Consider the following 12,182-nt stretch of genomic DNA (forward strand, 5'->3'; position numbering starts at 1 on the left):
GGGCCTCCTCCGTCGTGCTGCTGCCGGGACGCCCGTGCGCGTCCCGCACCGATCATCCCCCGTCGCGAGGACGGCCAGGGGCGGCCCTCGTCCGCCGTGGGCTCAGCTGCCGCCCGCGGCCGCGGCTCCGCCGGCGGCGACGGCGACCGCCGTGCCGTAGGTGCGCCGCTGCAGCACCAGGACCAGCCACAGCAGGAGGACCTGGACGTCGAGCGGCAGGTCGTCGTCCGCGGTCAGCGTCGGGCGGGGTGACCAGCCGCCGGTGGAGCCGCTCTCGGCCACCGCCCGCTCCCCCGCCGTGAACCGGTAGGTGCCCTTCCACCAGGACGCCGGGACGACGTCGACCGCGGTGCCGTCGACCTCGACCCGCCAGGTGCCCCGCCACGCCGACACCTGCCGCGCGGTGAACCGGGCGGCGTCCTCGGGCTCGGTCGCCCACCGCCCGGCCAGCACCCCACCCTTCCGCCGTCCGAGCACCCACTCGCGGTCCTCGACGACGGCGACCGACGCCTCCCGCCAGAAGTCGGTGGAGCGCAGGCGGCCGACCGGCTCCCCGTCCCGCAGGACCGGCACCTCGCGCCTGGCCGCCCCGCGCTCCCCCGCCCTCCCCAGCTCCAGCACGCGCCCTCCTCAGCCGATGCCGGGCGCGCCGGCGACGCTCTCCCCGGTCACGCGGTACAGCAGGTACGCGGCGGTCTCCCGGAGGATGTACCGGAACTGGGTGTTGCGGGTCTGCACGGCCGGGCCCTGCCGGGTGGGCGAGCTCTCGGCGCTGATGCCGGCGTCCTCGGCCATCCGCTCGGCGCGCATGGCGTGCCAGGGGTCGGTGACCAGGACGGCGCTGGTCCACCCGCGCTCGCCGAACGCGGTCCCGACCGCCCGCATGCTCTCCAGCGTGTCCACGCCCTCGGGGACCGCGAGCAGCGACTCCCCGGGGACGCCGGCGCTCATCAGGTAGTCGCGCCCGGCCTCGGCCTCGGTGAACTGGTCGCCGGCCGCCTTGCCGCCGACGGTGACGACCACCGGCGCGACGCCGTCCTCCCACAGCGACAGCGCGTGCTCCAGCCGGGCCTCGAAGATCGACGACGGGACGCCGTTGTACTGCGCCGAGCCGAGCACGACGATCGCGTCCGAGGCCGGCCGCGCGTCGTGCCGCGCGGTCCACCAGATGGCGGCCGCGGTCGAGGCGACCAGCAGCAGGGCGGCGAGCACGACGGCGCCGAAGACCCGTGTCACCAGTGCCCCGGCCCGCGTCACCGGTCGAGGATGACACGGGCCGTGCGCCGGGTGTGGTTGGTGCGACGGGCGTGCCGCGCGGCCGTCAGGACCCGGCGCGCTCCCCGCCGAGCGCCGCCCGGCCGGCCTCCAGCCGGGCGACCGGCACCCGGAACGGCGAGCAGGACACGTAGTCCAGGCCCACCTCGTGGAAGAAGTGCACCGAGTCGGGGTCGCCGCCGTGCTCGCCGCAGACGCCGAGCTTGAGGTCCGGCCGCGCCGCGCGGCCGCCCTGCACGCCGACCTCCACCAGCCGGCCGACGCCCGGCCGGTCCAGCGACTCGAACGGGGAGACGCCGAAGATGCCCTTGTCCAGGTAGGCGTGGAAGAACGCCGCCTCGACGTCGTCGCGGGAGAAGCCCCAGGTCATCTGGGTGAGGTCGTTGGTGCCGAAGGAGAAGAACTCCGCCGACCGGGCGATCTCCTCCGCGGTCAGCGCCGCGCGGGGCACCTCGATCATCGTGCCGATGAGGACGTCGAGCTCGACGCCGCACTCCTCGAACACCGCCGCGAGCACCTGCTCGGACTCCTCGCGGATCGCCTCGAGCTCCTGCACCGCGCCGACCAGCGGGATCATGATCTCCGGCCGCGGGTCGCCGCCGGCCGACCGGCGCTCGCACGCGGCCTCGGCGATGGCCCGCACCTGCATGGCGAACAGGCCGGGCACCACCAGGCCCAGCCGGACGCCGCGCAGCCCCAGCATCGGGTTCTGCTCGTGCAGCCGGCGGACGGCGGCCAGCAGCCGCAGGTTCGCCTCATCGGGGTGCCCCTGCGCCTCGGCGACGGCGACGCGCACCGACAGGTCGGTGAGGTCGGGCAGGAACTCGTGCAGCGGCGGGTCGAGCAGCCGCACGGTCACCGGCAGCCCGTCCATCGCCTCGAAGATCTCGACGAAGTCCTGCTTCTGCAGCGGCGCCAGCGCGTCCAGGGCCGCCTGCTTGTCCTCGTCGGTCTCGGCGAGGATCAGCTTCTCCACCAGCTGCCGGCGGTCGCCGAGGAACATGTGCTCGGTCCGGCACAGGCCGATGCCGCGGGCGCCGAAGCGGCGGGCGCGGGCGGAGTCCTCGGGGGTGTCGGCGTTGGTGCGGACGTCCAGCCGCCGCACCTCGTCGGCGTGGGTGAGGATCCGGTGCACGCTGCGCACGAGGTCGTCGGCCTCGGGCGAGTCCGGGCCGATCTCGCCCTCGAAGTACCGCACGACGGCGGAGTCCTCGACCGGCACCTCCCCGAGCCACACGAGGCCGGTGGAGCCGTCGATGGAGATGACGTCGCCCTCCTCGACGGTGACGCCGCCGGGCGCGGTGAACCGCCGGTTCGTCGTGTCGACCTGCAGCTCCTCGGCGCCGCACACGCAGGTCTTGCCCATCCCGCGGGCGACGACGGCGGCGTGCGAGGTCTTGCCGCCGCGGCTGGTGAGCACTCCCTCGGCGGCGATCATCCCGGCGAGGTCGTCGGGGTTGGTCTCGCGGCGGACGAGGACCACCTTCTCGCCCCGGTCGGCCCACTGGACGGCGGTCTCGGAGGAGAACACCGCCTTCCCCACCGCGGCACCCGGCGAGGCGTTCATGCCCTGGGTCAGCCGGGTGGCGTCCCCGCCGGAGACGAACCGCGGGAACATCAGCTGGGCGAGCTGGTCGCCGGTGACCCGGCGGACCGCCTCGTCCGTGTCGATGAGGCCCTCGTCGACCAGCTGGGTGGCGATGCGGAAGGCCGCGGCCGCCGTCCGCTTGCCCACGCGGGTCTGCAGCATCCACAGCTTGCCGCGCTCGACGGTGAACTCGATGTCGCACAGGTCGCGGTAGTGCGACTCGAGGGTGCTCATGATCCGCAGGAGCTCGTCGTAGGCGCCGCGGTCGATCCGCTCGAGCTCGGTGAGCGGCACGGTGTTCCGGATGCCGGCGACGACGTCCTCGCCCTGCGCGTTCTGCAGGTAGTCGCCGTACACGCCCTGCTCGCCGCTGCCCGGGTCGCGGGTGAACGCGACGCCGGTGCCGGAGTCGGCGCCGAGGTTGCCGAACACCATCGAGCAGACGTTGACCGCCGTGCCCGCGTCGCCGGGGATGCGCTCGCGGCGGCGGTAGAGGATGGCGCGCGGGCTGTTCCACGAGTCGAAGACGGCGTTGATCGCCAGGTCCATCTGCTCGCGCGGGTCCTGCGGGAAGTCCCGGCCGGTGTGCTCGCGGACGATGGCCTTGAACCGGCCGACGACGTCGCGCAGGTGCTCGGCGTCGAGGTCGAGGTCCAGGTCGGTGCCCTGCTCGCGCTTGGCCTCGTCGAGGGCGTGCTCGAACGCCTCGCCGTCGATGCCGAGCACCGTCCTGCCGAACATCTGGATCAGCCGGCGGTAGGAGTCCCAGGCGAAGCGCTCGCTGCCGGACTGCGCGGCCAGCCCCTGCACCGACTCGTCGTTGAGGCCGACGTTGAGGACGGTCTCCATCATCCCGGGCATCGAGGCCGCGGCCCCGGACCGGACCGAGACCAGCAGCGGGTCCGCGGGGTCGCCGAGGGTCTTGCCCATCGCCTTCTCCAGCGCCGTCAGGTGCTCGGTCACCTGGCCGGCGAGGTCGGGCGGGGTGCTGCCGTGCTCGAGGTAGTGGCGGCAGGCGTCGGTGGTGATCGTGAAGCCGGGCGGCACGGGCAGCCCGAGGTTGGTCATCTCGGCGAGGTTCGCGCCCTTGCCGCCGAGGAGGTCCTTCTGGTCCTTGTTGCCCTCACTGAAGTCGTAGACCCAGGTGGTCGTGCTCGTGACGCTGCCCACCGTGCACCTCCGCGCTCGTCCCGCCGGCCGCCCGTCCGCCGGTGCGGCGTCGCGGGGTCCCCGTCGGCCGCTCCGGCGAGCGCGGCCCCGGGTTCCCGGTCGGGGGTAGACGTCTCATACGTCCACCCGGAGCCAGGCAGCGATCGTGACCCACCGGACGGTGGACACGCCAGCCCGTCAGCCGTCCGGGGACACGGAGGTGAGCGCGCTTCCGCAGCGGACGGCCGGCCCGGCGGGAGAGCGGGCCGGGCCGGCCGGGGGGATCAGGCGACGAGCGTGAAGCCGAGGACCGCGAACAGCAGCGTCAGCACGACGACGAGGATGCCGACGTACAGGCCGGTGCGGTTGACCGGGGACGGCGGCGGCGGGACGTAGCGCGGGAAGCCGCTGGCCGGCGCGCCGCGCTGCACCTGCGCGGCCTGCTGCGGGGTGGGCGCGAACTGCGGCTGCGGCGGCAGCTGGACCTGGCCGGGGAAGGCCACCTGCGTGGGCGCGGCCGGCTGCGGGACGGGCGCGGCGGCCGGCGCGACACCGGCGGGCGCGAAGGGCGCAGCGTGCGCGTACGGCCCGGGCGGGGCGTACGGCGCGGCGGGGGCGACGGGCGGGTGGGGCGGCTGCGTCAACGCGGTTCCTCTCGGGCTGGCCCGGTGGACCTCCAGCCGGGCGGCGCACATGGTGACAGCCCGGTGGCACTCCGAGAAGGGATCCGCTCGCGGCGCCGGCGCGGTCAGCCGGAGGTGCCGCAGACGCGCGGGCCGTCCTCGAGGACCACGGCCAGCGTGGCCTCCGCGCCGTCGTCCCAGCGGACCCGGACCTCCTGGCTGTCCTGGTCCCCGAGCCGGCCCTCCGCGACGCCGACCACCTCGGCGTCGCCGGGGTGCTCGTACCCGGCGAGGACGTCACCGACCTCGCCGCGGTCGCGCTCGGCCTGGCACAGCAGGTCGCCGGCGGTCTCGGTGTCGCCGGCCTCGAGCGCGGCCAGGAAGACGCCGACCGCCTCGCGGGCCTGCTCCTCCCCCGAGCCCTTCACCAGCGGCAGGGCCACGACCATGGCGACGGCGAGCGCCACCGTGCCGCCGAAGATCCCCAGCAGCAGCCCGTTGCGGCGCCGCGGGGTGCCGGTGTGCAGCGCCTCGGGGCCCTCGTCGTACAGGTACGGGCCGCTCATCCGCCGCTCGTCTCCAGCTCCGCGCCGGCCGGCGGGCGCGGGTCGTCGCGGTCGTCGAGCCAGCCCTCGGGCAGCGCCACCGGCCGGGGACTGCTCGTGCGCCCGCGCGGGCCGCCGAGGACGGCCGTGGGGTAGGGCTGGTCGGGGATGCGGTCGAGCAGGCCGGCCAGCTCGTCCAGCGAGCTGACCATCGCCAGGGCGCGACGGACGTCGGAGCCCACCGAGAAGCCCTTGAGGTACCAGGCCACGTGCTTGCGGAAGTCGGTGCAGCCGTGCAGCTCGCCCTGCCCCTCCGACAGCAGCCGCGCGTGCCGGACCATCACCGCGGCCACCTCGCGCAGCGTCGGCAGCGCCCGGCGGGACTCCCCGGCGAAGGCGGCGGCGAGGTCCCCGAACAGCCAGGGCCGGCCCAGGCAGCCGCGGCCGATGACGACGCCGGCGCACCCCGTCTCGCGCACCAGGCGCAGCGCGTCGTCGGCCTCCCAGACGTCGCCGTTGCCGAGCACCGGGATGTCGACGGTCTCCACCAGCCGGGCGATCGGGCCCCAGTCGGCGGTGCCGCTGTAGAGCTGGTCGGCGGTGCGCCCGTGCAGGGTGATCGCGGCCGCGCCCTCGTCCTGCGCGATCCGGCCGGCGTCGAGGTAGGTGACGTGGTCGGCGTCGATGCCGATGCGGGTCTTGACCGTCACCGGCACGTCGCGGGCGGCGCGGACGGCGGCCCGCACGATGTCGCGGAAGAGCACCCGCCGCCACGGCAGCGCCGAGCCGCCGCCCTTGCGGGTCACCTTGGGCACCGGGCAGCCGAAGTTCAGGTCGACGTGCGCCGGGCGGGTGCCGGCGACCTCCTCGTCGACGAGCATCTCCACCGCGCGCCCGACGGTGGCCGGGTCCACGCCGTAGAGCTGCACGGAGAAGCCCGCGGCGGCCTCCTCGGGGGTGGCCCGGATCATCCGCAGCGTCTTCTCGTTGCGCTCCACCAGCGCCCGCGTGGTGATCATCTCGCAGACGTACAGGCCGGCCCCGAACTCGCGGCACAGCGTGCGGAACGCGGGGTTGGTGATGCCGGCCATCGGCGCGAGCACCACGGCGGGGTCCACGGTGAGCGGCCCCAGCCGCAGCGGGGCGACCGCCGGCGCCAGGGTGCTCGTCACGCGGTCCAGGGTAGGTGGCCGCGCCCGGTGGCCGGGGTCACCCGCGGGGAGGCGCCCCCGCATGGACCGGCGCCGGCCTGGGCAGAGGGAGGCTCCCGCCCGCCGAGCCCAGGAGGACGCGCGTGCCCCGGTCGTCTGCCGCCGCGCTGACCGCGACCGGAGCCCCGGTGCCCGACGTCGGGCGCATCGCGGTGCTGCGGGCGAACCTGCTCGGCGACCTGGTGCTGACCCTGCCGGCGCTGGCCGCGCTGCGGGCGGCGTACCCCGGTGCGGAGGTCACCCTCCTCGGCCGGCCGTGGCACGCCGACCTGCTCGAGGGGCGGCCGGGGCCGTGGGACCGGGTCGTCGTCGTGCCGCCGTGGCCCGGCGTGCGCGACGCCCCGGGCGCCGCGCGGGACGGCGCCGAGGTGCGCCGCTTCCTCGCCGCGCAGCGCGGGGAGGGGTACGACCTGGCACTCCAGCTGCACGGCGGGGGCGGCAACTCCAACCCGCTCGTGGCGGCCCTCGGCGCCCGGGTCACGGCCGGCGCGCGCGACGCCGGCGCGCCGGCGCTGGACCGCTGGCTGCCCTACACGAGCGACCAGCACGAGGTGCTGCGCTGCCTCGAGCTCACCGGCCTGGTCGGGGCGGTGCCGGTGACCCTCGAGCCGCGGCTGGCGGTCACCCCGGCCGACGCCGCGGCTGCCGACCGGGTCCTGCCCGCCGGTCCCGCGCCCCTGGTCGCCCTCCACCCCGGCGCGAGCGACCCGCGGCGCCGCTGGCCCGCGGAGCGCTTCGCCGAGGTCGCCGGCGCGCTGGCCGCCGAGGGGGCGACCGTGGTGCTGGTGGGCTCCGGCGGCGACGACCGGCGCGCCGCCGACGCGATCCGCGCGGCGACGGCGGCGCCGCTGCTCGACCTGGTCGGCCGGCTGTCGCTGTCCGCGCTGGCCGGGGTGCTGGCCCGCTGCCGGCTGCTGGTCGGCAACGACTCGGGGCCGCGGCACCTCGCCGAGGCGGTCGGGACGGCGACGGTCGGCGTCTTCCTCGAGCACAACCTGCTCAACGCCGGCCCGCTGACCCGGCGGCGGCACCGGGTGGCCGTCTCCACGCGCACCGCGTGCCCGGCCTGCGGCCTGGACCAGAGCCGGGCACGCTGCGCTCACGACCGCTCCCTGGTCGCGGAGGTGTCCCCGGAGACGGTGCGGGCCGCCGCCCTCGACCTGCTCGAGGACGGCGGCCCGGTGGTGCACCCGGCCGCACCCGTCGTGCACCTCCGCGGAGGTGCCCCGGGCACGTCCGCGGAGGTGCGCGGTCAGCAGCCGGGGAGGCGGGCGGCCAGGTAGGACTCCACCTGGTCCAGGCCGATGCGCTCCTGGCTCATCGAGTCCCGCTCGCGCACGGTCACCGCGTCGTCGGTGAGGGTGTCGAAGTCGACGGTGAGGCAGAACGGGGTCCCGATCTCGTCCTGCCGGCGGTAGCGGCGGCCGATCGCGCCGGCGTCGTCGAAGTCGACGTTCCAGTTCCGGCGCAGCGCGGCCGCGAGGTCGCGCGCCTTGGGCGAGAGGTCGGCGTTGCGCGACAGCGGCAGGACGGCGGCCTTGACCGGCGCCAGCCGCGGGTCCAGCCGCAGCACGGTGCGGGTGTCGACGCCGCCCTTGGCGTTGGGCGCCTCGTCCTCGGTGTAGGCCTCGACCAGGAAGGCCATCAGCGAGCGGGTGAGCCCGGCCGCCGGCTCGATGACGTACGGCGTCCAGCGGGTGTTGGTGGCCTGGTCGAAGTAGGACAGGTCCACGCCCGAGTGCTCGGTGTGGGTGGACAGGTCGAAGTCGGTGCGGTTGGCGATGCCCTCGAGCTCGCCCCACTCCGAGCCCTGGAAGCCGAAGCGGTACTCGATGTCGACGGTGCGCTTCGAGTAGTGGGAGAGCTTCTCCTTCGGGTGCTCGAAGTGCCGCAGGTTGTCCGGGGAGATGCCCAGGTCGGTGTACCAGCGGGTGCGCTCGTCGATCCAGTACTGGTGCCACTCCTCGTCGCTGCCCGGCTCGACGAAGAACTCCATCTCCATCTGCTCGAACTCGCGGGTGCGGAAGATGAAGTTGCCCGGGGTGATCTCGTTGCGGAAGGACTTGCCGATCTGGCCGATGCCGAACGGCGGCTTCTTCCGCGCCGCGCCCATGACGTTGGCGAAGTTGACGAAGATGCCCTGCGCGGTCTCCGGGCGCAGGTAGTGCAGCCCCGACTCGTCCTCGACCGGGCCGAGGTAGGTCTTGAGCATCATGTTGAAGTCGCGCGGCTCGGTCCACTGGCCGGTCACGCCGCAGTTGGGGCAGGTGACCTCGGTGAGGCCGTTCTCCGGGAGCCGCCCCTTCTTCGCCTCGAAGGCCTCCTCGAGGTGGTCGGCCCGGAAGCGCTTGTGGCAGTTCTGGCACTCGGTCAGCGGGTCGGTGAAGACGCCGACGTGGCCGGAGGCGACCCAGGTCTGCCGCGGCAGGATCACCGAGGAGTCCAGGCCGACGATGTCGTCCCGGCTCTGGACGACGGTGCGCCACCACTGCCGCTTGATGTTCTCCTTGAGCTCGACGCCCAGCGGCCCGTAGTCCCAGGCGGAGCGGGTGCCGCCGTAGATCTCACCCGACGGGAAGACGAACCCCCGGCGCTTGCAGAGGTTGACCACCTTGTCGAGGCGGGCGGGGTCGTGCGTGGTGTTGCTGGCGCTCACGAGCTCGGTGCTCCATCCGGCTGGCGGTCGGCGGTTGACCTGCCCACGGTAGTCGGCCGCGGCGCGTCGCCCCTCCGCGGGACGGGCACGGTCCACGGGAGGACGACGTCCCGGACCGGACGGACCGTGGCGTCGCCGCCCGTCCCCGGGCAGAGTGACCTGCCACACAGCGACGAGGCGGCGCCGCCGGTTCCCGGCCGCGCCCGGGAGGAGGTCCGATGGCCAGGTCAGACCGCGCCGGAGCCGTCGGGGGCACGCCGGTGGAGGACGTCGCCGCCGCGTTCCCCACGCGTCACCACCCACGCCCCGAGGTCCGGGCCATGCCGGAGGAGCCGCGCCGGCAGCTGCGGCTGATCGGTCCGGGCATCATCGCCGCCGGCGTCGGGCTGGCCTCCGGGGAGTTCATCCTCTACCCCTACATCGCCTCCCAGGTGGGGCTCGTCTTCGTCTGGGCGGCACTGCTCGGGCTGCTCACCCAGTACTTCCTCAACATGGAGATCGAGCGGTACACGCTGGCCACCGGCGAGACCGCGCTCACCGGTTTCAGCCGGTTCTGGCGGCACTGGGGCCTGTTCTTCGCGGTGCTCACCTACTTCGCCAACCTGTGGCCCGGGTGGTCGACCAGCTCGGCGACCCTGGTCACCTACCTGTTCGGCGGAGGGGATCCGCGCTGGATCGCGATCGGCATGCTGGTGGCGATCGGGCTCGTCCTCACGCTCGCCCCCGTCGTGTACGTCGCCCTCGAGCGGGCGCAGATGCTCAAGGTCGCCGCGGTGCTGGTCCTCTTCGCCGTGGCCGCGGTCGTGGCGGTGGGCGCGGCCGCGTGGTCCGACGTGCCGCAGGTGGTCACCCGGCCGCGGATCCCGGTCGAGGAGCTGGGCTTCGCCCTGCTGCTCGGCGCGCTGGCCTTCGCCGGCGGCGGCGGCGGGCAGAACCTGGTGCAGTCCAACTGGATCCGCGACAAGGGCTTCGGCATGGGCGCCTACGTGCCCCGGCTGGTCAGCCCGGTGACCGGCGAGCCGGAGGCCGTGCCGAGCACCGGGTACGTGTTCGAGCCGACCCCCGACAACCTGCGCCGGTGGCGCGGCTGGTGGCGCTTCGCGAACGTCGAGCAGCTCGCCACGTTCGTCGCGATCACCTTCGTCACCATCCTGTTCACCTCCCTGCTGGCGTACGCGACGGTGTTCGGCCGCGACGACGTCGCCAACGACATCGGCTTCATCGAGATCGAGGGGCAGGTGCTCGGCGAGCGGGTCGGGACCTGGTTCCAGTACTTCTTCTGGGCGATCGGCGCCTTCGCGCTGTTCGCCGCCGCCCTGGGGATCGTCGACTACACCAGCCGGCTCGCCGCCGACGTCATCAAGACCTCGTACGCCCGGAACGCCAACGAGAGCAAGGTCTACGCGGGCCTGGTGTGGGGCCTGATCGCCATCGGCATCGTCGTGCTGCTCGCCGGCCTCGACCAGCCCTTGGTGCTGCTGGTCATCTCCGCCGTCGTCGGCGGGTTCATGATGTTCGTCTACGCGGGCCTGCTGATCCTGGTCAACCGGAAGCTCCTGCCCGCGCCGATCCGCGTGCGGGGCGTGCGGCTGGGCGCCCTGGTGTGGGCGATCCTGCTGTTCGGCACGCTGTCGGTGCTGACCTTCCGCACCCAGCTGGAGACCCTCTTCGGCGGCTGACGACGCCGGGTCAGGGCTCGGTGTACCCGCAGACGGCCGGGCCGCCCTCGTCCACCACGGTGACGACGAAGGTGGCCGGCCGCCCGCTGTCGAGGGTCACCTCGAAGGTGACCTCGTCGACGTCGCCGGCCGCTGCCGCGCCGGTGGCCGAGCCCTCGGTGATCCGGCCGCCGAGGAAGGCGTCGAAGTCGGCGAGCACCGCCTGCCCGTCGGGGAACTGGCCCCGTCCGTCGGCGCACAGGCCGTCGTAGGCCGCGGCCGCGTCGCGGTCGACGACCGACTGCACCCACGAGGCGGCGAAGTCCGGGCTGCCGGGGACGTTGAGGTCCCCGCCCGCTCCCCCGCCTCCGCCCCCGGTCGGGGTGCCGGCGCCGCCGCCGAAGCCGCCCCCACCGGACGACTCCGGCGAGGAGGACGGGGGCGACGACGAGGTGGACGCCGACGTGCCGGCCGACGTCGCCGTCGCGGCCGGGCCGCCGCCGCCGTCGTCGTCCCGGGAGAGGAGGACCGCGGCGAGCACGCCGCCGCCGACCAGGAGGACGGCGAGCGTGGCGAGCAGGGCGACCAGCGGGCCGCGGTTCCGGCGCGGCGGCTGCGGCGGGGCGCCGTACCCGGGCGGCGGCCCGTAGCCCGGCGGTCCGTAGCCCGGCGGTCCGTAGCCCGGCGGTCCGTAGCCCGGCGGGCCGTACCCCGGCGCGGCGGCGGGCGGCTGCCCGTACGGGGGCTGCTGACCGAGGCCGGGCTGCGCCTGACCGAACGGGGCCTGCCCGTACGGTGCCTGCCCGTGGGCAGGCTGCCCGTACCCGGGCGGGGCGTACGGCGGCCCGCCGTACCGGGGCTGCTGGGGTCCGGGCTGCTGCCCGGGGGCGCCCATCCGCAGGGTGGGGTCGCGTTGCTCGGGACCGCCGGGCAGCCGGTCGGTGGGCTCGTCGGGCAGCGGACGCGGGGGCGGCGGTGGGAGGCGCACCTCGCGGGTGCGCTCGGGCGGCGTCCCCTCGTCCTGCGGCGGCTGGCTCATCGCGCCTCTCCCGGGCCGGTGTGTGCTCTCGCGGGCAGGCTACGCACCCGGGGCCTGCGCGACCGGGCGCGCGCCGGGCTCGTCGACGGGGAGGTAGGCGCCGGGCTCGTCGAGGGCGTGCACCCACACCGGCGCGCCGGCGACCTTGACCTCCGCGGCCGACAGCGCGCGGCGGTAGGCGCCCACGCCGTCCCAGCGGGTGACCAGCGCCCACAGCGTCGGGTCGTCGGCGCAGCGGCCGGCCTCCCCGCCGTGGCAGCCGGGCCGGGCGGTCAGCGCCGCGAGCAGCCCGTCGACGGCGTCGGCGAGGCGGGCCGCCTCGGTCTCAGGCACGCGCAGCCGGGTCACCGCGAACACCGGCCCATCGTGCCGCAGTCCGGCGGTGGAGACGCCGACGGCCGGCCCCCGCGCGCTGCGGGGACCGGCCGTCGGAGGGGT

At 75.3% G+C, this 12,182-nt stretch carries 11 protein-coding genes; 2 read left to right on the top strand and 9 right to left on the bottom strand.

The window, feature by feature from the left end; genetic code table 11:
- Positions 1 to 102: 102 nt before the first annotated feature.
- The 6 genes from ACFO3M_RS01040 to dusB all read right to left on the bottom strand — a co-directional run bounded on the left by ACFO3M_RS01040 (position 103) and on the right by dusB (position 6,352).
- Entirely contained in the window at positions 103 to 621 is a 519-nt protein-coding gene (locus ACFO3M_RS01040; RefSeq protein WP_387985219.1) for a hypothetical protein, read from the bottom strand.
- Between the two features lie 9 nt (positions 622 to 630).
- The gene (locus ACFO3M_RS01045; protein WP_387985222.1) at positions 631 to 1,257 is read right to left on the bottom strand and encodes a YdcF family protein; all 627 of its coding nucleotides are present in this window, start codon (positions 1,255 to 1,257) and stop codon (positions 631 to 633) included.
- 64 nt (positions 1,258 to 1,321) lie between these two features.
- A complete protein-coding gene (gene ppdK / locus ACFO3M_RS01050; RefSeq protein WP_387985225.1) occupies positions 1,322 to 4,033 on the bottom strand; it encodes a pyruvate, phosphate dikinase in 2,712 nt (903 codons plus the stop codon).
- A gap of 263 nt (positions 4,034 to 4,296) precedes the next feature.
- A complete protein-coding gene (locus ACFO3M_RS01055; RefSeq protein ID WP_387985228.1) occupies positions 4,297 to 4,656 on the bottom strand; it encodes a hypothetical protein in 360 nt (119 codons plus the stop codon).
- A gap of 104 nt (positions 4,657 to 4,760) precedes the next feature.
- Positions 4,761 to 5,201 carry a hypothetical protein gene (locus ACFO3M_RS01060; protein WP_387985230.1) on the bottom strand — a complete coding sequence of 147 codons (441 nt, stop codon included), beginning with the start codon at positions 5,199 to 5,201 and terminating at the stop codon, positions 4,761 to 4,763.
- On the bottom strand, positions 5,198 to 6,352 hold the full coding sequence (dusB, locus tag ACFO3M_RS01065; RefSeq protein ID WP_387985233.1) for a tRNA dihydrouridine synthase DusB: 1,155 nt from the start codon (positions 6,350 to 6,352) through the stop codon (positions 5,198 to 5,200). The genes ACFO3M_RS01060 and dusB overlap by 4 nt, the downstream gene beginning before the upstream one ends.
- A 122-nt stretch (positions 6,353 to 6,474) precedes the next feature.
- Here dusB and ACFO3M_RS01070 point away from each other — a divergent pair, with 122 nt between their 5' ends.
- The gene (locus ACFO3M_RS01070; RefSeq protein WP_387985236.1) at positions 6,475 to 7,674 is read left to right on the top strand and encodes a glycosyltransferase family 9 protein; all 1,200 of its coding nucleotides are present in this window, start codon (positions 6,475 to 6,477) and stop codon (positions 7,672 to 7,674) included.
- On the opposite strand, the gene ACFO3M_RS01075 is transcribed toward ACFO3M_RS01070, so the two are convergent.
- Positions 7,644 to 9,047 (bottom strand): glycine--tRNA ligase, encoded by a 1,404-nt coding sequence (locus ACFO3M_RS01075; protein WP_387985238.1) that lies wholly within the window; start codon positions 9,045 to 9,047, stop codon positions 7,644 to 7,646. The two genes, ACFO3M_RS01070 and ACFO3M_RS01075, sit on opposite strands and share 31 nt — an antisense overlap.
- 218 nt (positions 9,048 to 9,265) lie before the next feature.
- On the opposite strand from ACFO3M_RS01075, the gene ACFO3M_RS01080 reads away from it, so the two are divergent.
- Entirely contained in the window at positions 9,266 to 10,726 is a 1,461-nt protein-coding gene (locus ACFO3M_RS01080; RefSeq protein ID WP_387985240.1) for an Nramp family divalent metal transporter, read from the top strand.
- 10 nt (positions 10,727 to 10,736) lie between these two features.
- Here ACFO3M_RS01080 and ACFO3M_RS01085 read toward each other — a convergent pair whose 3' ends face one another.
- Positions 10,737 to 11,744: a hypothetical protein gene (locus ACFO3M_RS01085; protein WP_387985242.1), complete on the bottom strand. Its 1,008-nt coding sequence runs from the start codon at positions 11,742 to 11,744 to the stop codon at positions 10,737 to 10,739.
- A gap of 39 nt (positions 11,745 to 11,783) precedes the next feature.
- Positions 11,784 to 12,101 carry an antibiotic biosynthesis monooxygenase family protein gene (locus tag ACFO3M_RS01090; protein WP_387985245.1) on the bottom strand — a complete coding sequence of 106 codons (318 nt, stop codon included), beginning with the start codon at positions 12,099 to 12,101 and terminating at the stop codon, positions 11,784 to 11,786.
- Positions 12,102 to 12,182: the final 81 nt, after the last annotated feature.

It is taken from the genome of Geodermatophilus arenarius, assembly GCF_042654585.1.
Classification (GTDB): Bacteria; Actinomycetota; Actinomycetes; order Mycobacteriales; family Geodermatophilaceae; genus Geodermatophilus; species Geodermatophilus arenarius.